At 60.5% G+C, this 20160-nt stretch carries 19 protein-coding genes and 1 tRNA gene; 8 read left to right on the top strand and 12 right to left on the bottom strand.

Annotation, left to right across the window (positions count from 1 at the left end; genetic code table 11):
- Positions 1–8 precede the first annotated feature (8 nt).
- The gene (locus tag DYI22_RS15555; RefSeq protein WP_083231865.1) at positions 9–1238 is read left to right on the top strand and encodes a sulfite oxidase; all 1230 of its coding nucleotides are present in this window, start codon (positions 9–11) and stop codon (positions 1236–1238) included.
- Positions 1239–1304: 66 nt separating this feature from the next.
- Positions 1305–1619, top strand: a complete 315-nt coding sequence (locus DYI22_RS15550; RefSeq protein WP_069184689.1) for a c-type cytochrome — start codon at positions 1305–1307, stop codon at positions 1617–1619.
- A gap of 55 nt (positions 1620–1674) precedes the next feature.
- On the opposite strand, the gene DYI22_RS15545 is transcribed toward DYI22_RS15550, so the two are convergent.
- The 7 genes from DYI22_RS15545 to DYI22_RS15515 form a co-directional block, all read right to left on the bottom strand.
- Entirely contained in the window at positions 1675–2052 is a 378-nt protein-coding gene (locus DYI22_RS15545; RefSeq protein ID WP_069184690.1) for a multicopper oxidase domain-containing protein, read from the bottom strand.
- A 552-nt stretch (positions 2053–2604) separates the two neighbouring features.
- Positions 2605–2681 (bottom strand) — tRNA-Arg (locus tag DYI22_RS15540).
- 208 nt (positions 2682–2889) lie between these two features.
- Complete coding sequence (locus DYI22_RS15535) at positions 2890–4734, bottom strand: protein kinase domain-containing protein (protein ID WP_213478994.1); 1845 nt, start codon at positions 4732–4734, stop codon at positions 2890–2892.
- A gap of 9 nt (positions 4735–4743) precedes the next feature.
- On the bottom strand, positions 4744–6333 hold the full coding sequence (locus tag DYI22_RS15530) for a dihydrolipoyllysine-residue acetyltransferase (protein WP_213478993.1): 1590 nt from the start codon (positions 6331–6333) through the stop codon (positions 4744–4746).
- Between the two features lie 26 nt (positions 6334–6359).
- Positions 6360–7337, bottom strand: a complete 978-nt coding sequence (locus DYI22_RS15525; RefSeq protein WP_213478992.1) for an alpha-ketoacid dehydrogenase subunit beta — start codon at positions 7335–7337, stop codon at positions 6360–6362.
- A gap of 1 nt (position 7338) precedes the next feature.
- Entirely contained in the window at positions 7339–8532 is a 1194-nt protein-coding gene (locus DYI22_RS15520) for a thiamine pyrophosphate-dependent dehydrogenase E1 component subunit alpha (protein WP_213478991.1), read from the bottom strand.
- Between the two features lie 215 nt (positions 8533–8747).
- Complete coding sequence (locus tag DYI22_RS15515) at positions 8748–9290, bottom strand: YaeQ family protein (protein WP_213478990.1); 543 nt, start codon at positions 9288–9290, stop codon at positions 8748–8750.
- An 87-nt stretch (positions 9291–9377) separates the two neighbouring features.
- On the opposite strand from DYI22_RS15515, the gene DYI22_RS15510 reads away from it, so the two are divergent.
- The 5 genes from DYI22_RS15510 to DYI22_RS15490 all read left to right on the top strand — a co-directional run bounded on the left by DYI22_RS15510 (position 9378) and on the right by DYI22_RS15490 (position 12732).
- Positions 9378–9743: a CidA/LrgA family protein gene (locus DYI22_RS15510; RefSeq protein ID WP_213478989.1), complete on the top strand. Its 366-nt coding sequence runs from the start codon at positions 9378–9380 to the stop codon at positions 9741–9743.
- Positions 9736–10467, top strand: a complete 732-nt coding sequence (locus tag DYI22_RS15505) for an LrgB family protein (protein ID WP_213478988.1) — start codon at positions 9736–9738, stop codon at positions 10465–10467. Before DYI22_RS15510 ends, DYI22_RS15505 begins: the two co-directional genes overlap by 8 nt.
- Positions 10468–10583: 116 nt before the next feature.
- Complete coding sequence (locus DYI22_RS15500) at positions 10584–10790, top strand: bacterioferritin-associated ferredoxin (protein ID WP_213478987.1); 207 nt, start codon at positions 10584–10586, stop codon at positions 10788–10790.
- A gap of 97 nt (positions 10791–10887) precedes the next feature.
- Positions 10888–11364, top strand: coding sequence for a bacterioferritin (gene bfr, locus DYI22_RS15495; RefSeq protein WP_213478986.1), 477 nt, complete (start codon positions 10888–10890; stop codon positions 11362–11364).
- 9 nt (positions 11365–11373) lie between these two features.
- Positions 11374–12732: a phosphomannomutase gene (locus tag DYI22_RS15490; protein WP_213478985.1), complete on the top strand. Its 1359-nt coding sequence runs from the start codon at positions 11374–11376 to the stop codon at positions 12730–12732.
- 147 nt (positions 12733–12879) lie between these two features.
- Here the strand turns inward: DYI22_RS15490 and DYI22_RS15485 are convergent, their stop codons facing one another.
- On the bottom strand, positions 12880–14052 hold the full coding sequence (locus DYI22_RS15485; protein WP_213478984.1) for a phospholipase A: 1173 nt from the start codon (positions 14050–14052) through the stop codon (positions 12880–12882).
- Positions 14053–14078: 26 nt separating this feature from the next.
- A complete protein-coding gene (locus tag DYI22_RS15480; protein WP_213478983.1) occupies positions 14079–14411 on the bottom strand; it encodes a hypothetical protein in 333 nt (110 codons plus the stop codon).
- A 194-nt stretch (positions 14412–14605) separates the two neighbouring features.
- Between DYI22_RS15480 and DYI22_RS15475 the strand changes: the two genes are divergently transcribed.
- Positions 14606–15019 carry a c-type cytochrome gene (locus tag DYI22_RS15475; protein WP_213478982.1) on the top strand — a complete coding sequence of 138 codons (414 nt, stop codon included), beginning with the start codon at positions 14606–14608 and terminating at the stop codon, positions 15017–15019.
- Between the two features lie 56 nt (positions 15020–15075).
- Here DYI22_RS15475 and DYI22_RS15470 read toward each other — a convergent pair whose 3' ends face one another.
- The 3 genes from DYI22_RS15470 to rep form a co-directional block, all read right to left on the bottom strand.
- Positions 15076–15636 carry a hypothetical protein gene (locus tag DYI22_RS15470; RefSeq protein WP_213478981.1) on the bottom strand — a complete coding sequence of 187 codons (561 nt, stop codon included), beginning with the start codon at positions 15634–15636 and terminating at the stop codon, positions 15076–15078.
- A gap of 14 nt (positions 15637–15650) precedes the next feature.
- Positions 15651–17930 carry a galactose oxidase early set domain-containing protein gene (locus DYI22_RS15465; RefSeq protein ID WP_213478980.1) on the bottom strand — a complete coding sequence of 760 codons (2280 nt, stop codon included), beginning with the start codon at positions 17928–17930 and terminating at the stop codon, positions 15651–15653.
- Positions 17931–18067: 137 nt separating this feature from the next.
- The gene (gene rep, locus DYI22_RS15460) at positions 18068–20086 is read right to left on the bottom strand and encodes a DNA helicase Rep (protein WP_213478979.1); all 2019 of its coding nucleotides are present in this window, start codon (positions 20084–20086) and stop codon (positions 18068–18070) included.
- Between the last annotated feature and the right edge of the window lie 74 nt (positions 20087–20160).

Raw genomic sequence — 20160 nt, 5'->3', positions numbered from 1 at the left:
GAAATACCATGTCGATCAATGATTCGCCCGCCATTGCCTCCCAGTCTCCGGCAGAGTCAATCCAAATGAGCCGTCGGCGCCTTTTATTGGGCTCCGCCGGTGCCATGGCGTCCGTCAGTCTGCTGGGGCTCAGCCCGCTGGCCAAAGCCGCAGAGCCCAAAACGCTGCCGGACTACGTTCGCTGGAAAAACGCCAATGACGTCATCGTTCACAGTGCCAACACCATCGAAACCGAACGGGGAGCGATTGGCAGTGGTGTGGTCACTGACAGTGACAAATTGTACGTGCGCAACAATCTGCCAGCCCCGAATGCCGATATCGTTGCTGACCGCGATGCCTGGAAAGTGACTTTTGAAGGCGTGAATGGCCCCCAGTCCCTGACCCTTGGCGACCTTAAAAAAATCGGCGTGGAAACTGTGACCACGGTGCTTCAGTGTTCAGGAAACGGGCGGGCCTACTATCAGCACGGGCCGGGGGGCACCCAGTGGGGCACAGGTGCGGCCGGTTGCCTGATCTGGACCGGTGTGCCATTACGGGAGGTTGTCGCAAAACTGGGCGGCGTGAAACCCGGGATGAATTACATCACCAGCACGGGCGGCGAGAGCCTGCCTGCCGGGCTGGACCCGAAAACCATTATGGTGGAACGGTCCATTCCCCTGAAGGCTCTGGATCAGGCCCTGCTGGCCTGGGACATGAATGATGAGCCCATGCCCCTGGCCCACGGCGGCCCTTTGCGCATGGTTGTGCCCGGCTATTTCGGGGTCAACAACGTGAAATACGTGGATCGGGTGGCGTTCACCGAGGGCCAGTCGGACGCCAAGATTCAGGCCTCCGGCTATCGCATTCGTCCCATTGGCGAGAAAGGAGCACCCGATCAGCCGTCCATGTGGGAGATGCCGGTCAAATCCTGGGTTACCGCCCCCCTGACCACCGCCAGCCAGGGCAAAAACCTGGTGTACGGCGTTGCCTTCGGCGGCATGAATGCTGTCAGCAAGGTGGAGGTGTCAGCCGACGGTGGCGAAACCTGGAAGACCGCCCGCTTCCTTGGGCCCGACATGGGGCGTTATGCCTGGCGGCCGTTTGTGGTGTCGATGGATCTGAGCGCCGGCGATCACCGGATTGTCAGCCGCGCAACCGACACCGAGGGCAATACCCAGCCGCCCACACGCACGGAAAACGAGCGCGGATACGGCAACACCAGTTGGAAAGACCATGGCGTGACCGTCACCGTTTCATAAATGCATGAACCTTGTGGCGGTTCGCCCGCCGGGCCGCCCGTTTCTTTGACCGAACCAGGATTTTCCATGTCACTACGTACACTGTTATTCGCTGTACTTGTCTCTGCGTCTGCCACCGTGATGGCGGATGAACAACTCGAACTGGGCAAGAAGGTGTTCACCGAGCAGGCTCAACCCTCCTGCACCATCTGTCACGCACTGAACGATGCAGGATCGGTTGGCGAAATTGGCCCCAATCTGGACGAGCTCAAACCCTCTGCGGAGCAGGTCCGCAATGCGGTAAAGAGTGGCGTGGGGATCATGCCAGCGTTCGGTGATTCGCTGTCGGAGCAACAGATCGAGGCCGTTGCTCACTACGTTGAATCCGTAACCGGGAAATAAACGCAGGAGGGACCGCCGTGCCGGTCCCGGAGTTCACCCAACCCTGCTGAGTTGCCTAGACCTTGTGCACCTCGTAATAGCGCATCATGCCATTGTCCTCGTGCTCCATATTGTGACAATGGTAAGGATAGAGTCCCGGGAAGTCGGTGAAGGTCAGCGCAATCCGGACCCTCTCTCCGGGCAGCACCAGCACGGTGTCGTGCAGCCCTGAATCCACGATGCCGGCCGCCAACTGCCCGGCAGCTAGTGCATCGGCGTAGCGTCGGCTTAGCACCCTGAACTGCAATCCACGGACATGCATGGGATTCGGTATCATGGTGTTGTTGAAGAACTCACAAACCTCGCTTTCGCCCAACAAAACAACTTCGCCATCGGCCACCGTCGCACCTTCAAACTGACGACCTTTGATGGTAAAGCCTTGCATCAATTTCATGCCAAGCCGGAACAATCGGGGGGGCTGTGATCGTGTCCGGGCGTGGCAGGTCGGCCAGTTCATTGCTCAGCCGTTCAGGGTGTGTGGATATTTACCCCATGTCAAAGCCTAAGTTTGGGATTTGACATTTCCTTGATAAATCCTTCAACAAACCTTGACCCACCATCCAGTCTGGACTTCCCCCACTAAACACGACAACCCCGAGCCTCAAACGGAGGCAAATTGGGCGGCATTGAAGGCCATTCCGAATGTTCGCTTTGCGACCAAAGCTGAAAATGTCTGCTTGGATGGTGCAGCGCGGCTGTGCCATGAAGAGAGTCAGGTGAAGACAGTGCAAAGGTCACGTCGGTAGGTTGCGATGCATTCACCTAAATTAACTGGGCACTGCCAGGGCACCATTTGGGCACAGGCGCAATAATCGAGAAAAATTCTCGCTTTTAATCTTCCCGTGCAAAGGTCACTGATTGAATCGGAGGTGTTCGGACTGGTCAGGCGTGAGCGATACAGGTGAGGGTGTTGCCTTGGTGATAACTTATTGATTTGCCAAATTAATGGCCCGCCCGTCAGGATTCGAACCTGAGACCTTCGCCTCCGGAGGGCGACGCTCTATCCAGCTGAGCTACGGGCGGATTTCAACAAGTTTGGCATGTTTGACCGTTGCCTTCGGTTCCGGATTTTTTCAGTGACCCTTGCCTCCGGAGGGCAGCGCTCTATCCAGCTGAGCTACGGGCGGGTGTCGAAAAAAACGCCGTGGCGTCAATTTCGAGTGCGCAATCTTACGTGTGATGGGCTGCGCTGTCCAGTCCTCTCGGCGTCGGTCTGGCCCGGGCCGGAGCTTCAGGCGGAATTCGCCTCGGCGCGCGGGTTGCGCGGATAATAGCGCTCCGGCAGGTGTTCGATGTGGGGGAAGAAACGGGTGTCCTTGTAGGGCATTTTCATGAAGCCGGACACCCCCAGCCCGGTGATCTGATTCACCGCGCCAAGGATGTCGTCCAGCAAGCGGGCGAATTCGCCCTCCCGCGCCGGGTCCAGTAGGCGGTAGTGGCTGTGGATCTTCAGATGGCGGGGCAGGGCTTCGAAGATGATCATGCCGGTGTGGTGGATGTCGTTGAGGGATTCCAGGGCGGTGATGATGGTGTGCGGCAGTACCAGGAATTCTTCCGGGTCGGGGCCGTCTTCGAAGTAGGAATGCACCCGGGATTCGTCCTCCACTTCCGGCGCGGCGCTGACCTCATACCGTAACTGCATGCCGGGTTCCGGCACGAAGGGCTGGTCCGGTCGCTTGCGGTCGATGTGCAGGGTGTTGCGGGCGTTGAACAGGCAGCTCTTGAAAATGCCCTGGCGATAGATCGCCTGGGCCAGGCACACCATGTTGTTGACGGCACGCACGAACGCGGTCTTGAGGCTCGGGTCGTGCAGGTTCAGCGAAGTGTCGACGTACACCCCGTCCGTCTCCCAGCGCACCGCCAGGCCACCTTCCACCGGGTATCGGCCCAGCCGGCTGACGGCCGCCAGGAACGCTTTTTCCGTTTCACCCATGCCCTGCATGAAGTTCTTGTAGTAGCGGTCCAGTTGTACGTCGTTGACGTCGTTCAGGGTTTCCGGGGCGCCTTCCTGGCGCAGGAAGGATTTGCGGGAGCTGTACACCACGGTGTCGATCTCGTGGTCGGAGGTGCGTGTCCACACCGGCACCATGGGCGCCAGCGGTGGCTCGGGCAGATCGATCATCACCGTGCGGGCCATTCGCGGCATTTCCCGCAGGTAGTAATCCCCGGCCTGGCGGCGGGTGTCCGGGTCCGGCACCAGCATGCCATCCAGCATGCGGGCAAACTCCATCGGCAGCCCCAGCGATCGGGCGGGAATCGCCAGATGGCCGAAACGGCAGGACTGGCCGGAAGCCAGCGCATAGAGAGTCGCCGCCGCGCCCTGTTCGTCAAAGCGGGGCGATGACAGGCCGCCGTTCAATTGCTCCTCGCCGATGAAATAAACGTCCCCCAGTCGGGCGTTGGTCTGCTGCAGGTTATCGGACATCAACTCCATGACGTTGCTGGCAATGAACTGCTGGTTGGCGTCGAGCTGGGCGAACACGGACGAGCCCCAGTCGATGAGAGCGATGTTTTCGGTGCGGGCATCAAACACCAGGTTCGATGGCTTGATATCGCCGTGCACGATGGGGCGGCCGGCGGGTCCGGCCTCGCGGCGCAGATGGCGCAGAATGTCCGCAAGCTGGTCGGCAATGCGCATCAGTACGCGGGGCTTGAGGCGGCCTTCGCGCAGGGACACTTCTTCCAGGTTAAGGCCGGCGGCCCGTTCCATCACCAGGATGGGCTGGTTGCGGGCCCGCTGGTAGGCGATCAGCCGCGGCACCCTGGGGTGGCGCACCTGTTCAAGTATGTAGGCTTCGTCTTCCAGGCGATCCTGCAGATGCCGTGGCAGATTGATGCGGGTGAATTTGAAGACGTGCTCCGGGGCGGTGTCACTCTGGCCGGGCAGGCGGCCGGCAAACACAAATCCGTAGGCACCCTTGCCGATCAGTTCGATGTCCCGGTAGCCAAGCTGGCGGAGCTGGGCGGCGCAGAGCGCCACCCAGTCCTTGAGCTTCTTGGCGTCGTCATGGCTGAGCAGATAGATCGACTGCTCTTCGGGTATGTAGAACTGCTGCAGTTGTGTCTTCTGCGCCATGATGACCGGTCAGCCCAGATGCAGCAGCATCGTTTGCGGCGCTTCGAGATAGCCTTTCCAGCGATTGCAGAACCGGGCAATGGTGCCGCCGTCGATGATGCGGTGGTCGCCGGCCCAGCTTACGGTCAGGATGGCCCGTTCCACCACCTGGCCATTGGCGTCGAAGCGCGGCAGTTTCTGGGTTCGACCCAGTGCCACAATCGCCACTTCCGCCGCGTTGATGATGGGCGAGGCGTAGGTGCCCCCTAGCGCGCCGATGTTGGAAATGGTGATGGTGCCGCCCTTGAGGTCGTCCTGGCTGACCCGGCCGGAGCGGGCTGCCTCGGTCAGGCGGGCCACTTCGTCGGCAATACCCAGCAGTGTCCGGCGTTCCACGCCCTTGATGTTGGGCACCATCAGGCCTGCCTTGCTATCGACCGCCATGCCGATATTGCACTGGGAAAGGTAGTGAATCTCGGTGACGTCGTCGTTGAGGCGGCTGTTGAGCACAGGGAATTCCTGCACCGCCAGCGCCATGGCTTTCATGAAGAAGGGCATCAGGGTCAGCCGTGAACCCCGGGCCTCGGCTTCCGGTTTCAGCTGCTCCCGCAGGGCCAGCAGGTCGGTGACATCGATGTCCTCACTGTAGATAAAGTGGGGGATGGTGGTCGCCGAGGCCACCATGCTGCGCGCCATCGCCGCTTTGATCCCGCGGATGGGCTCGACACGAACTTCCTGCTCGTCCTCGGCCGGAGTGCGTTTGGCTGCGGCGGTATCGGTGCCTGCCTGCTGGCTTCGCGCCGGCTCGGCGGGTTGGTCGAGGTGTGCCAGTACGTCGGCCTTCAGCACCCGTCCGTCTTTGCCGGAACCGGTGATTTCCGCCAGGTTCAGGTTGTGCTCCCGCACCAGTCGGCGCACCGCCGGGCTGGCCGGAATGCGCGGGCGATCTCCGCCTGCCGCCGGTCTGGTGGTCTCTGCTGAGGGTTCCCGCGCGGCGGCCGGTGCCGGCGCGGCCTTGGCTTCGGCGGGCTCGTCGCGCTCACGGGGAATGAACGCGAACAAAGGCGAATGCACGCGGGCCATGGCCTGCTGCTGGTGGTAAAGCCTGGTGACCCGGCCGGCCTTGGGGGCCGTAATCTCGACCATGGCCTTGTCGGTCATCACATCCACCACCGGCTGGTCTTCCTCGATCTCGTCGCCCTCCGCCACGCGCCATTCCACCACCTCACACTCGACGATGCCTTCGCCGATGTCGGGCAGGATGAAGTCCTCGCTCACCTCGTCACCGTCGGTCGCATTGGCGCCGGGCTGGGCCTCGGCAACAGGCTTTGCCTGGGTCTCGGGGCTGCGGGTTTCCGCTGCCGGCGTCTGTGCTGCGTCTTCGCTTTCATCGACCAGCTCGAACAACGGGGCGTGAACTTTCGCGATGTCGCCTTCCTTGTGGTACAGGCGGGTGACCCGGCCTTTGTAGGGCGCCGGAATTTCCACCAGCGCCTTGTCAGTCATCACCTCGGCCACCGGCTGATCCTCTTCGATCAGATCGCCCTCGCTGACCAGCCACTTGACCAGTTCGCACTCCACGATACCTTCGCCGATATCGGGCAGTATAAAATCACTCATGATTGCTCTCCTGTCCTGATATCAACCTAGAAGTCCACGCTCGCCCTGATGGCCTCAAAGACCTTCAGGTGATTGGGTAGATGCTCTTTCTCCAGCACCAGCGGGAAGGGGGTGTCCATCCCGGTGACCCGTGCGATCGGGGATTCCAGGTACAGGAAGCAACGCTCCTGAATCGTTGCCGCGATTTCGCCGGCGAAACCGCCGGTCAGCGGCGCTTCGTGGGTGACCACCAGGCGCCCGGTCTTGAATACCGAGTTGGCCACGGTTTCCACATCCCACGGCAGAATGGTTCTCAGGTCGATTACTTCACAGGAAATGCCGTCTTTCTCCGCCATCTCAACGGCCTGCTCGATGACGTCCATCTGCGCGCCCCAGCCCAGTACCGTTACGTCGGTACCCTCTTTAAGCACTTCGGCCTCGCCCAGGGGCAGCCGGTAGTCCTCGTCGGGCACATCGCCCACCGAGGCGCGGTAGAGCCGTTTGGGCTCGAAGAACAGGGTCGGGTTGGGGTCGTGGATGGCGCCCAGCAGCAGGCCTTTGGCCTGGTGCGGGTTGCGCGGCACCACGATTTTAAGGCCGGGTGTGTGGGCGAAATAGGCTTCCGGCGACTGCGAGTGATAGAGCCCCCCGGCGATGCCGCCGCCGTAGGGGGCGCGTATGGTCAGCCCGCCCACATTGAACAGGTTACCGGAGCGGTAACGGTATTTGGCGGATTCGTTCACGATCTGATCGAAGGCCGGAAAGATGTAGTCGGCAAACTGGATCTCGGCCACGGGAACCGAGCCCTGGGCCGCCAGGCCATTGGCAAAGCCGATGATGCCCTGTTCCACCAGCGGTGTGTTGAAACAGCGGGATTTGCCGTACTTTTCCTGCAGGTGACTGGTGGCCCGGAACACGCCTCCGAAAACGCCCACGTCCTCACCGAAACACAGCACCCGCTCGTCGGCGGCCATGGCGGTGTCGAGGGCGTTGTTGATGGCCTGGAGCATATTCATCTGTGTCATCTCAGGCCTCCCTCTTTGCTTGCTTGGCATGTTCGGCGCTCTTCGGATAGGCGTCCGGATGGCGGCGGATGTGCGCCTTGAGTTTTTCGAACTGCTCTGCCAGGGCCGGTGGTACCTCGTCGTAGACGTCACTGACCAGCGTATCCAGCGCGGGTGGTGGTCGCTTCTGTGCCCGCTTCATGGTCTCCAGCACTTCACGGCGCATGGTGTCCTGCAGTTCCTTTTCGTCGTCTTCGCTCCACCACTTTTTGCCTTCCAGCCACAGGCGCATCCGCAGGATCGGATCCTTTTCGCGCCACACGGCTTCTTCGTCCTTGCTGCGATAACCGGAGGGATCGTCAGAGGACGAATGGGCGGCAAGGCGATAGCTCATGGCTTCGATCAGCACCGGGCGGTTGTGCTCCACCGCCAGGCTGCGGGCGGCCTTGGTGGCCTCGTGCATGGCGAGAATGTCGTTGCCATCGACCCGAATCATGTCCATCTTGTAGCCGTAGGCACGGGGCGCCACGCCATCAGCGGCGAACTGCTCGGCGGCCGGCGTGGAGATGGCGTAGCCGTTGTTGCGGCACAGAAAGATCACCGGCACCCGATGCACGGCCGCCATGTTCAGGGCGGCATGGAAATCGCCTTCCGAGGCGGCGCCTTCGCCAAAATAGGTGATGGTGCAGTGGCCGTCGCCGGCCATTTTCTGGCCATAAGCGTACCCGGTGGCCTGGGGAATCTGGGTCGCCAGCGGAGAGGAAATGGTCATGTAGTTGAGCTTGCTGGAGCCGTAGTGCACGGGCATCTGACGGCCCTTGCCATAATCCAGTTCGTTGCCGAACAACTGGTTCATGAACTCATCGATGGTGAAGCCACGATAGACCAGGGAACCCTGTTCCCGGTACTGGGCCATGATCATGTCACCGTCGTCCAGGGCGGCGGTGCTACCGATCACGGCGGCTTCCTCGCCGGTGCACTGCATGTAGAAGCTCAGGCGCCCCTGGCGCTGGGCGGCGAGCATGCGTTCGTCGAGTATGCGCGTGGTGATCATCGCGCGGTAAATGCGCAGAGCTTTCTCTTTGTCCATCTCCGGCGCTTTGGCGCCTTTATAGAGAGAGCCGTCCTGTTTCAGCAATCTGAAAGTGGGAATGCGGAATTCCGCACCGTCGGTAAAGACCGGTTTATAAACAACGTTGGCTTTTGTTGTTGTCATAATCCTCTTCCTGGGGTGGTGGCCTGAGGAACAAAACACCCCTTGTGAGGGTGTCGCTGATTGTATTGTAGACAACCTGACGGAATCTGGTGTGATCCTGACAGTGATGTACAATCTTTACTTTAACGTAAACTGCACCTTTTGGGCGAGCCCCAAGGCGCTGATTGTAATCTTGGTGTGCGCGGAGCCTGACTCCGCAGTGGTGTCGGGGTGGTTCAGCTCGGGTAGAGCGGGGCCGGTGTAATACTGACCAGGCTGTCCTCGTTGCCGATGCTGACCTCGCCGTCCTGCATGGTGCACTGCAGGCTCATTCCCCGCTGCGCAAGATGCGCCAGTGCGGCGGTGGCTTCCGGGGGCAGGTCGACGATGGTCAGGTTGCGGAAACGGTTGAGTTTGTTCTGGTGCTTTTCCCACCACAGCGGAACGGCGCGACCGCCATAGGTGTACAGCAACACCTGATCGGCGCGATTGCAGGCCTTGCGCAGGCGGCTCTCATCCGGCAGGCCCAGTTCGATCCAAAGCTCGATCTCGCCGCTGAGGTTTTTCTGCCAGAGATCCGGTTCGTCATCGGTGCTGATGCCCTTGGTGAATTCCAGGCTCTCACTGGCGTTGAGCACGAACGCCAGCAGCCGGATCATCATGCGCTCATCGGTTTCCGACGGGTGGCGGGCCAGGGTCAGGTGGTGGTCCGCGTAGTAGTGGCGGTCCATGTCGGCGATGTTCAGCGTGGCTTTGAAGATGGTGGCCTTGAGCGCCATGGGGCTTCCTGTGTTAGTGAGGCGGATCGGTATCGGCTAGTGTAGTGCAAGTGTAATGCAATTCGGCAGGCGGGGAGCAGGATGGTCATGGTGATGTTGCGTGGTTTTCTGGTGTTATCGGCGTTTTTCGTGGCCGGCGAGGCGCTGCGTCTGCTGCTGGCGTTGCCGATCAGTGGCGGTGTGCTCGGCATGGTGCTGTTGACCGCGGTGCTGATGCTGCGCGGTGCCATCAGTGACAGCCTCGCTGTCGCCAGTCAGGGGCTGATCTCCGTGCTGGTGCTGCTGATTATGCCGGGCGTGGTGGGAGTGTTTTTTCTGGGGGACGCGTTTGACGGGCAGTGGCTTGCGGTGGGTGTGGCGCTGGCGGCCGGTACCCTGCTCAGTGTGCTGACCACCCTGTGGCTGATGCAGCGGTTCACCAATGACCCGCAGGAGGCGAAGCACGATGACTGATGTGTCCGGCTGGTGGCAGCCGCTGCAGGAGTCCCTGGCGGCCAGCCCGATGCTGGCCATTGCCCTGACATTGGGAGCCTATGCCTGCGGCAGCTGGGTATTCCACCGTCTGGGATCGCCGATCTGGGCACCCCCGGTTCTGGTGTCGGCCATGCTGTTGAGCGCGGTGCTGGCGGTGTTGACCATCGAATTCCGCGACTACCGCGCCGGCGCGCAATGGCTCACAGTGCTGCTGGGCCCGGCCACGGTGGCGTTAGGGGTGCCCCTGTACCAGCAGATGCATCACATCCGCGCCCTGTGGCGTCCCATTCTGTGCACATTGCCATTGGCCGCGACCCTGGCCGCCGTTTACGCGGTGGTCATTGCCGGCCTGCTGGGGGCCACCCCCGAGGTGCTGGCCTCACTTGCCCCCAAATCCGTCACCGCGCCCATTGCCATTGGCATTACCGAGCAGCTTGGCGGCTCGGTGCCGCTGATGATGGGAGGACTGCTGATCACCGGCGTAGTCGCGACCTTATGTGTGGATGTACTGGCGCGCTGGCTGGCAATCACCGATGAGCGCATTCTCGGTTTTGCGCTCGGGCTCAATGGCCATGCGATCGGAACCGCCCGGGCGTTTGAGCTGAGCGCAACGGCAGGCGCCTTTGCGTCGCTGGGAATGGGGCTGACCGGCGTATTCACCGCCATCTTCCTGCCGCTGGCTTTTCGCTGGATCGGCCTTTAACGGTGCGTACAGAACCCGTGAAAGGAATAAACAAATTTTTACGCAGCAGGGCTTGCAATCCGATATGCAAATAACAATAATTATCACTAACTTTCATTGGGCAGTGAGTGATCTGTATGTACGTATGCCTTTGCCATGGCGTAACCGACCGTGAAATCCGAGAAGCCGCTGATAACGGCGTCAGTTCCATGCGTCAGCTGGGCAAGGAACTGGGTGTCGGCACCCAGTGTGGTCGTTGCGCCTGCACGGCACGGGAAATTCTGCGTGAAAGTCGTACACCGGACTATCTGGCCATGGCAAACCTGCTGGCCCAGCCCGCCTGAACCCGCCGTTGCTGCGAGCGTTTCCCAATTGTGATTTTTTCTCCCTGAACAAAGGTCTATCCTTAACGGAATAGCCCATCCATCAAGGAGATTCGTCATGAAAGGCGACAAGAAGGTCATCCAGTTTCTGAACAAGGTACTCGCCAACGAGCTCACCGCCATCAACCAGTACTTCCTGCATTCCCGCATGTACAAGGACTGGGGCATCACCAAGCTGGCGGACAAGGAATACGAAGAATCTATTGATGAAATGAAGCACGCCGATCAGCTGATCGAGCGCATTCTGTTCCTCGAAGGGCTGCCCAACCTGCAGGATCTCAACAAGCTGCTGATCGGTGAGAACGTGGAAGAGATGATCTCCTGCGACCTCAAGCTTGAGCAGATCGCCCACGCCGACCTCAAAGAAGCGATCGTTCATTGTGAGCAGGTGCACGACTACACCAGCCGCGAGCTGTTCCGCAGCATTCTGGACAGCGAAGAAGAGCACATCGACTGGCTGGAAACCCAGTTGGAAATGATTTCCCAGATGGGTATTCAGAACTACATCCAACTGCAATCTGCTGCTGCGGAGTAACACCTGACAATGGATCTGTCCTGTTTCAAGGCGTATGACCTGCGTGGTCGCGTCCCCGACCAGCTCAACCCCGAGCTGGCGGAGCGCATCGGCCGTGCCTATGTGGAAGTGACCGGCGCGAAGAAAGTCATCGTCGGTTACGACATTCGCCTGTCCAGCCCGGACATTGCCGAAGCCCTGAGTTCCGGCCTGATGGCCGCCGGTGCCGACGTGTTCGACATCGGCCTGTGTGGCACCGAGCAGGTGTACTTTGCCACCAGTCATTACAAGATGGACGGTGGCATCATGGTGACCGCAAGCCATAACCCCCGGGATCACAACGGCATGAAAATGGTGGGGCCGGAGTCGCGCCCCATCAGCTCTGACAACGGCCTCAACGATATCCGCGACCGGGTGCCGGAACCCTTCGGCGATGCGCCGCAGCAGGGTCGCTACGAAACCCTCGAAGTGATGAACGCCTACGTGGATCATCTCCTGGGGTATATCGACGCCGCCTCGCTCAAGCCCATGAGCATTGTGGTCAATGCCGGTAACGGCGGGGCCGGTCTGGTGATCGACCAGCTCGAGCAGCATCTGCCGTTCGAGTTCGTCAAGGTGCATCACCAGCCAGACGGGCATTTCCCCAATGGCGTGCCGAATCCCATCCTGGAAGAAAACCGCGCGGCCACGGCCGACGCCGTCAAAACCAGCGGCGCCGCCATGGGTATTGCCTGGGACGGGGATTACGACCGCTGCTTCTTCTTCGACGAAAACGGCCGTTTTATCGAGGGCTACTACATCGTTGGCCTGCTGGCAGACCAGTTTTTGCGCAAGACCGGCGGCGGCAAGGTCATCCACGATCCACGCCTGACCTGGAACACCCTGGACCTGGTCAAAGCGGCAGGCGGCGAAGCCATCGAAAGCAAAACCGGCCACGCCTTCATCAAGCAGCGCATGCGCGACGAAGACGCGGTCTACGGCGGCGAAATGAGCGCTCACCACTATTTCCGCGACTTCGCCTACTGCGACAGTGGCATGATCCCGTGGTTACTGGTGGCCGAACGCCTGTGCCAGTCCGGCCAGACCCTGTCTTCGCTGATCGACGCGCGCATCGAAGCCTACCCGGCCAGTGGCGAAATCAACCGCACCATCGCCGAGCCCCCGAAAGTCATCGCCGCCATCGAGGCCGCATACAGCGTGGGCGCCAACAGCGTCAGCCACGTCGATGGCCTGAGCGTGGAGTTCAACACCTGGCGCTTCAACCTGCGCATGTCCAACACCGAACCGGTGGTTCGGCTGAACGTCGAGTCCCGGGGCGATATTCCGTTGATGAAAGCAAAAACCGCAGAACTGCTGGCAGAAATGGAAAGGTTGAACAACGAAGGCTGACCACACAAGCTTGTGGCCATTCAGGCGGGGCTTTCTTTCAGAAACTGTGCGGAGCCATGGATGGCGGAGCCAAGCGTACAGGGACGTATTCACAGCGTGTTTCTGAGGGGTGCCCCGCTTGACTGGCCATGCACCGAAGCCCGGATCTCAGAGCCAGTCGTTCAGCATGATGCCAACACCAAACCGCTGAATCCGCTCGTTGTAGTCGATCAGACTCTCCCCGTACCCGTTGTAGTACTGAAAGAACCCCTTGATCGTATCCCCCATCGGAAAGCTGTAGCCGAACTCCACCGACGTCTTGTTGTCCTCCGTGCGCAGATTATTGCGCAGCTTCAGCGAGAACGTCCGGTCCTCTGTCAGCTTGTAAACCGCCAGATAGTCGGCGTAACCCACATATCGTTCAATATCGGGATTGTCGTCCTCGTCCTCGCTCTCCGGCAGGCGGTACCAAGGCCTGACCATAAACAGCCAGCGGTTGTAGCTGTAGGCGGCCGATCCGACAATGCGATTCCAGCTGCGGGAGCGGGGCTCGGACTGGCCGTTGGATTCATGATTAAAGCCGAGGGTAACGCCGCTCAACGTGCCCGGTCCGATATCGTAGTCGGCCTGGTAACGCAGAAAAATCTCCGGCTCGTAGTTGGTCTCCCGGAACGGCGCGGAGTCATCAGTGTTGTACACCTGCCAGAAAGACAACTGGGTGTAACCGAACCACATGGTGGTACGGCCATCCAACCAGCCGGTCAGCAACGGTACCTTGAAACTGATCTGGTATTTCGCTTCCTCGTTGTCCAGGGAATGATCGTAACGGCTCTCGCCCAGCCGTGGGCTGACCGGGCGTTCATTGGGGGTGTCCACCCAGGTAAACGGCAGTATGTACATCGGCCGGTGGCCGACAAAACTGCCGGAAAACGAGAAAATGGCCTGTTCCGCGGCGGTGTAACGCTGCACCAGCGCCGCCATCACGCCCGCGTCCTCGTCTTCCGCGTCTTCGGCGATATCTTCTACCAGCTCGTCGTCCTCGGACGCCTCGGCGAGGTCGTCGTACTGCAGCGTCTCGGTGGCCTTCTCGGCGTCGCGGGTTTGCTGCTCATCGGCCTGTTCCCGGGCCTTACGGGGATCGTTGATACTGTCGTAGCAGGCCAGCCGCTGGACGCCGTCCTTGATCAGGGCGCAGTCTTCCAGCGTCAGGTCCGTTGCGATCTTCTGTTCCGTCGTCTGGTCGCTGGGCTGGCTGAAACCGAGTGCGGGGAACAGGCAGGCTGCCGTCAGCGGCAGGGTTCGTCGAAACAGACCATGGGAGGTCCGGCGGGAAGTGTCCATATCCTTTTGTCCTTTGAAAGTCCCTGTCAGGCGGTAAGGCTGACCCAGGTGTTGAAGATCGCGTAGCTCCACACCCCGAGCAACGTCACGGCAAGCAATGAAAAAATAATCTTGTGGCGGGTTTTCTCGCCGGCCTCAGCAACGGCGACCCAGCGCAGATACATCAGCCCGATGAAGCTGCAGAAAACCGCCAGGCTGGCGACGGCCGGAATCAGCAGCAGGATTGGGCTGAGCGTCGCTCCGTCGTCCGCGACGTGAGAGAAATAGGCCATGGAGATCAACAGGATGGCCAGTGAGGCAAATTCCAGCGTCAGTAAGGGCTTGCGAAGAGGGTGGCTGGTTTTTTCGGTTTGGCGCATAGACTACGGTTCCGCGAATGATTGGCTGCCATGGTAACTGCAATGGCCATCAAAGACCCAGATGCTTACGTAACGGCAATGAAAACGGTTGAAATTCCGTGCTGATTTTGCCCATTGGTTTTTTTGCCCTGCCGCAATCGCTATAATGCGTTCACTGATTATTATAACGCTCTGATGCGAGGTGCATTGTGAAGATGAAGAGAGTCCTGGCTGCTGTAGTGCTTGGCTTCGGCCTGACAGCGGGTGCCGTAACGGCAAGTGTTGAAGATGAAATTCGTGCACGCATTGCACCGGTAGGCGAAGTCTGCGTACAGGGTGAGGACTGCGGCTCAGAGGCAGCGCCGGCGGCGACTGCCAGCTCCGGTCCGCGCAGCGGCAACGAGGTGTATGACTCGGCCTGTACGGCCTGTCACAGCACTGGCGCGGCTGGCGCGCCCAAGCTGGGCGATGCAGGCGCCTGGGGTGGCCGTGTGGATAAGGGCCTGGAAACTCTGGTTGACCACGCGATCAATGGGTTCAATGCCATGCCGGCGAAAGGCGGTTGCGGCAACTGTTCCGATGAGGAAATTCAGGCAGCGGTTGAGTACATGGTGTCGGAAGTGGAGTAATCCGCACCATCGGATCCTGTCTTAGAAAAAGCCCCGCCGATTGGCGGGGCTTTTTGTTAGTGGCTGGCCTGGGATGCCTGTACCTGAATCGGGCGCCAGGTCAGTCGGCCGGTGATGGCTGAGGCCTGCTGGTCACCCTGGGTAACCGGTATTCGCCAGCCAGCGGTTTCATCCGAATGGCCGCCGCCCGCCAGTGATAGCCGTGGGTCGACCCATCCGAAATTGCCGGAACCGGACACCTGCACCCAAGTAGTGTTGCCCTTTGACTGGTACCCCCGGCTTTGGGGCAGGACCTGCCATTGGCTGCTTTGGACGTGTGCCTCGACCCGGTTCTCCGTGAAGCGCAGGAAGGGCTTATTATCACCGTCGTAAACGGTCAGCGCCTCCTCGCCGTGATAGCGGATCATCAAGGCCGGCTTTGGGGCGTCCAGCACCATGGCGCTCATGACGCTGATGCCACCCTCGTCGGTAATCGTCGCTCGAGTGATCCCCTCCGGGGCACCGGTGGTGCCCGGTGGTTGGTGGGCCAGCGCGGCCCCGGTCACAGGGGCGAGCGCGAGCGCCAGGAGGGCGGGGAATGCCAGGCGAACTCCGGACGTGCGATCAGTTTTGCTCATGATGCCTCCTTACGTTACCCGAACAGATTGCCGAGAAGGTTTCGAATGGGGCCGTCGCTATCGTCTCCGGTTTCGTCGGTGGTCGGCGATTCGACCGCTTCCTCGGTGTCGTCGACCATCTGCAGGTCACCGCTGCACTCGAGCGAACCGGCCGTCTGCACGGTGATGGGTGCGGAAACAGAGGGCACACGGCCTTCTTCGGTGTCTTTGCTGACAAACAGCATGTATTTTCCGGCGGGCACGACGCTGCTGGTCTCCGGCATTTTCAGTCGCAGGTTGTTGCCATTGCGGTGTTGAACCGGCAATTCGATAGCCCGCTGGTCACTGTCGACCGCGTGGGTCATTACTGTGCGGCGCATCAGCAGAATCTTGTCGATACTTTCGGCCTGATCCACCCGGATGGTAAACGCGTCGCCGGGCATTAAGGTGTCTGGTGCCGACAGGATTTGCGGCCGGTCATTGCGCATGGCGTACGGTGGTGTATAGATCTCGAAGCTGGGATCCCGGCCGTCGTACGGGGCCAGACCGAAGTCCTGCAAGTCGACAAACCGCAGGTAAGCGGTGTTGATCGGTGAGTGGCCACCAACCATGACCCGGCCATCAGGCAGCAGAATGGCGGTGTTGTGATAGGTGCGCGGCCGAATGCCGGTGGCCATTTCCGTCCAGGTCGACGTCTCCGGGTCGAACCGTTCGGCGGTCTTTATCGGACCCTCCAGCCCGGGTACGACGACCCCGTCGCGATTACCGCCACTGAAAATCATGACTGCGCCATCGGGCATGAGCACATTGGTGCCGTACCAGCGCGGCTGGTTCAGTGAGCCGGTCAGGCGGGATTCATAGTCGATGTCGTCGCCATTGGTGCGCACGGTGTCGATCCGGCTCTGGTCCGTGGGCAGATAGCCGCCCGGGTTGGTCAGCAGTGCGTAACTGGGAACGCCGCCGGCAGTCAGGAATTCGGCGTCGGTGTATTCGCCGTTTTCATTGGGTTTCAAGGGCAGCATGGTGGACGACGTGGACCCGCGCATGCCACCGGCGATGGCGGTTTTCAGGGTTTCTTCGTCGACATTCAGCTGTGTCGCGGCGCTTAGCAGGTTGGTGGCGGACCCCAACAGATCACCCACCAGAGATGCGCCCTGTTCCAGCGACAGGTTGGTGACGTTCAGGGTGCTGGCCAATTCACCCAGGCCAATTTCGTCCAGCCTCAGTGGCAGGCCGGCGTAGCCGAGATCGGTCCAGCTTTGGTCCTGCGGATTGAAGGTGGCGACAATGTTCCAGAGGGCCTGGTCGTAGCCCTGGCCGAACGGATTGAAAGCCTGGCCGCCGGCGTTATAGAGCACGTGGCCGTTGGGCAGCAAATGCATGCGCGGATACAGCGGCAGCGATCGGTCTGCGGTGGACGGGTTGACGCTCCAGGTGCCGGTGCAGGGGTCGTAGACTTCGGTCTGTACGATGTTGCGGCCGGAATTCAGGGGGTCGCTCGGGTAGACCGGCTTGAGCAGTTTTTCAACGCCGCTGGCCACCAGAATCCGGCTGTCTGGCAGGGTCACCAGCGAGGGGTACCAGCGCCCGTACGTCATATCCCCGCTCTGGAGCCAGCTGTTGGTTTGCGCATGAAAAATGCGGGAGTTCTTGATGCCCTCGAGTTCGGCAACCCCCAGCGGCAGGCCGTCGACGCCGGGTTCGGAGTAGTAATCGGTGCCGCCCACGGCCATGACACTGCCGTCGGCCAGACCGACGACGTCGGAGCAGAACAGCGCGCCGTCGTTCTTGGCGGTGTTGTCGGCAGTATCCAGCAAGCCATCCAGCACCGCCAGCGGTGTGTTGTTGAACAGCGTTTCACTGTCAGCGCCGTCGGGGTTGGCGCCGGCGCGTAGCGGGTTAGGCTTCAGCCACTGGGGCTCGTCGTTGTCGCCCAGCGACAGGACTCGGCTCTGGTCGTTGACAGACACTTCGCCAAACTCGGCAACAATAGACAGCTCAACATTCTCAGTGCCTTCCAGAGCATTGAGGTAGAGAATCCGGCCGTCCTCCAGCAGCGCCATGGTTCCGGCCGCGGGCTTGCACTCGGCCAGCCCAGCAGCGTTTTCAACGCACTTTTCGTCCGTCTCCACGGCCTGGCCGTCAACAATAATGGTCGGTTCCGCAAAAGGTTGGCTGAAGGTGCCGGCGGGTGAGTAATTGGCTTTGAAGGTCGGCTGCGTTTCCGCGAGGGCAGTTGCCGGTGCGGCGGTCAGGGCAAGTGTGCCCAGCACAGCGCCGATCTGTTGGTTTAGTCGCTTGTGGTTCCAGTGCATCCTGTGCTCCTCGAAATTGTTGTTATGAACAGAGGCAAGGCGAAAAACACCTTCCCCCTGTCAATAACGAATTGGGAGACAGAAAAGTTTCAGTTGTCTGGCAGTTTTTTGAAATATTGTTAGACAGGATTTGGGTGTCAGGCCCCCAGATCCCCCAACAGGGCGCTCAGAGTGGCTTTGCCTTTTTTCTGATTGGCCTCGACATCCAGGTCGCCCAGGCCTTCCCACTTCAGGTCGTCCTCTGGCAATTCATCCAGAAATCGGCTGGGAATGGTTTCGATTTTCTCGCCATACTGCTTGCGCTGGGCGGCGTAGGTCAGGGTGAGGGTTTCTCGGGCGCGGGTAATGCCCACGTACATCAGCCGCCGCTCTTCCTCGATGTTGCCTTCCTCGATGCTGGCCCGGTGGGGCAGGATCTCTTCCTCGAGCCCCATGATGAACACGTGGGGGAATTCCAGACCCTTGGAGGCATGGAGGGTCAGCAGCTGCACCTTATCACTGTCGTCCTCTTCCTCACGCTGCTCCATCATGTCGCGGAGAATGAGTTTGCTGATGGCGTCTTCGATACCCAGTTCGTCGGCGGTACCTTTGCCGTCGTCGAGCATGCGCCGGATGGATTCCACCAGATACCAGATGTTCTCCATGCGGCGTTCCGCCTGCTTCGGGGTGCCGGAGTGCTGGTGCAGCCATTCCTCGTACTCGATATCGGTAAACAGCTGCTTGATCACCGGCACCGGATCTTCCCGGTGCAGCCGTTCACAGATGTAATCGACCCAGTGGGCGAAGCGCCGTAACCGGTCCAGCCCCTTCTCGGTGACGTGGGTTTCCGCGCCCATGTCACCCAGCGCCTTGAACAGGCTGACGTTGCGGGCGCGGGCGTAGTGGCTCAGCTGCTCCAGGGTGCGCGGCCCGATTTCCCGTCGCGGCACATTGACCACCCGCAGGAACGCGGCGTCATCATCCGGGTTGATCAGTAACCGCAGGTAGGACATGGCGTCTTTGATTTCGTTTTTCGAGAAGAACGACTGGCCGCCGGAGATGTGGTAGGGAATCTGGTAAGCCTGCAGCTTCATTTCCAGCAAGCGGGCCTGGTGGTTGCCACGGTAAAGCACCGCGAAATCCTTGAAGGCCAGGCCTTTCTTCAGTTTCTGGTCGAGAATTTCGGTGGCGACCCGATCGGATTCGGCGTCTTCGCTGCGGCAGCGAACAATGCGGATTTCCTCGCCGATGGTGTGGTCACTCCACAGCGCTTTCTCAAACACGTGGGGGTTGTTGGCGATCACCGTGTTGGCGCTGCGCAGAATGCGGCCGGTGGAGCGGTAGTTCTGCTCCAGCTTGACGATCTTCAGGCTGGGGAAGTCTTCCTTGAGCTGCGCCAGATTCTCGGGACGGGCGCCGCGCCAGGCATAGATGGACTGGTCGTCGTCACCCACCACGGTAAAGGCCGCCCGTTCCGCCACCAGCAGCTTGACCAGTTCGTACTGGCACACGTTGGTGTCCTGATACTCGTCCACCAGCATGTAGCGGATCTTGCGGCGCCATTTGGCCAGCACGTCCGGGTGGCTGCGGAACAGTTGCACCGGCAGCAGGATCAGGTCGTCAAAATCCACTGCGTTGTAGGCTTTGAGGTATTCGTTGTAACGCTTGTAGATGAGTGCGATGCGCTGTTCGCGCTCATCCGCCGCCTTGCTCCAGGCTTCCTCCGGGCCGCGCATGGCGTTTTTCCAGGAGGAGATGGTCATCTGGATGTCGGAGAGTTCATCGCCGGCGTCGGCGGTGTCATCCCGCATCATCAGGTCCTGTAACAGGGCTTTGGCATCCTCGGCGTCGAAGATCGAAAAGCCGGGGTGATACCCCAGGTGCGGATGCTCCTCCCGGATCATGTTCAGACCCAGGTTGTGGAAGGTGGACACGATCAGTCCGCGGGTCTGTTTGCGGTCCACAATGCGCCCGACCCGCTCCTTCATTTCGCGGGCGGCCTTGTTGGTGAAGGTGACGGCAGCAATGTGACGGCCCGGAATGCCCAGCTGTTCAATCAGGTAGGCGATTTTGCGGGTGATCACGCTGGTTTTGCCACTGCCGGCGCCGGCCAGAACCAGCAGGGGGCCGTCGGCATAGCGCACTGCTTCGTTCTGTCTGGGGTTGAGTTTGTTCATCCGCGCATTCTACACCAGCATCACTTTCTGTACCTTGCCGATCTATCGGCTATCCTTGGGTAACCGGATGCTGT

Origin of the sequence: Marinobacter lipolyticus, assembly GCF_018424605.1 — a bacterium.
Taxonomy (GTDB): domain Bacteria; phylum Pseudomonadota; class Gammaproteobacteria; order Pseudomonadales; family Oleiphilaceae; genus Marinobacter; species Marinobacter lipolyticus_B.
Note: the sequence above shows the minus strand (reverse complement) of the source record. Positions and strands in the feature narration are given on the sequence as shown.

Excerpts from the sequence above, each read along its gene's own strand:
- DYI22_RS15470 (WP_213478981.1), bottom strand. The coding sequence starts at position 15,636 with ATGAGCAAAACTGATCGCACGTCCGGAGTTCGCCTGGCATTCCCCGCC.
- DYI22_RS15465 (WP_213478980.1), bottom strand. The coding sequence starts at position 17,930 with ATGCACTGGAACCACAAGCGACTAAACCAACAGATCGGCGCTGTGCTG.
- DYI22_RS15530 (WP_213478993.1), bottom strand. The coding sequence starts at position 6,333 with ATGAGTGATTTTATACTGCCCGATATCGGCGAAGGTATCGTGGAGTGC.
- DYI22_RS15525 (WP_213478992.1), bottom strand. The coding sequence starts at position 7,337 with ATGACACAGATGAATATGCTCCAGGCCATCAACAACGCCCTCGACACC.
- DYI22_RS15475 (WP_213478982.1), top strand. The coding sequence starts at position 14,606 with ATGAAGAGAGTCCTGGCTGCTGTAGTGCTTGGCTTCGGCCTGACAGCG.
- DYI22_RS15500 (WP_213478987.1), top strand. The coding sequence starts at position 10,584 with ATGTACGTATGCCTTTGCCATGGCGTAACCGACCGTGAAATCCGAGAA.
- DYI22_RS15515 (WP_213478990.1), bottom strand. The coding sequence starts at position 9,290 with ATGGCGCTCAAGGCCACCATCTTCAAAGCCACGCTGAACATCGCCGAC.
- DYI22_RS15485 (WP_213478984.1), bottom strand. The coding sequence starts at position 14,052 with ATGGACACTTCCCGCCGGACCTCCCATGGTCTGTTTCGACGAACCCTG.
- DYI22_RS15545 (WP_069184690.1), bottom strand. The coding sequence starts at position 2,052 with ATGAAATTGATGCAAGGCTTTACCATCAAAGGTCGTCAGTTTGAAGGT.
- rep (WP_213478979.1), bottom strand. The coding sequence starts at position 20,086 with ATGAACAAACTCAACCCCAGACAGAACGAAGCAGTGCGCTATGCCGAC.
- DYI22_RS15520 (WP_213478991.1), bottom strand. The coding sequence starts at position 8,532 with ATGACAACAACAAAAGCCAACGTTGTTTATAAACCGGTCTTTACCGAC.
- bfr (WP_213478986.1), top strand. The coding sequence starts at position 10,888 with ATGAAAGGCGACAAGAAGGTCATCCAGTTTCTGAACAAGGTACTCGCC.
- DYI22_RS15480 (WP_213478983.1), bottom strand. The coding sequence starts at position 14,411 with ATGCGCCAAACCGAAAAAACCAGCCACCCTCTTCGCAAGCCCTTACTG.
- DYI22_RS15535 (WP_213478994.1), bottom strand. The coding sequence starts at position 4,734 with ATGGCGCAGAAGACACAACTGCAGCAGTTCTACATACCCGAAGAGCAG.
- DYI22_RS15550 (WP_069184689.1), top strand. The coding sequence starts at position 1,305 with ATGTCACTACGTACACTGTTATTCGCTGTACTTGTCTCTGCGTCTGCC.
- DYI22_RS15510 (WP_213478989.1), top strand. The coding sequence starts at position 9,378 with ATGGTGATGTTGCGTGGTTTTCTGGTGTTATCGGCGTTTTTCGTGGCC.
- DYI22_RS15505 (WP_213478988.1), top strand. The coding sequence starts at position 9,736 with ATGACTGATGTGTCCGGCTGGTGGCAGCCGCTGCAGGAGTCCCTGGCG.
- DYI22_RS15555 (WP_083231865.1), top strand. The coding sequence starts at position 9 with ATGTCGATCAATGATTCGCCCGCCATTGCCTCCCAGTCTCCGGCAGAG.
- DYI22_RS15490 (WP_213478985.1), top strand. The coding sequence starts at position 11,374 with ATGGATCTGTCCTGTTTCAAGGCGTATGACCTGCGTGGTCGCGTCCCC.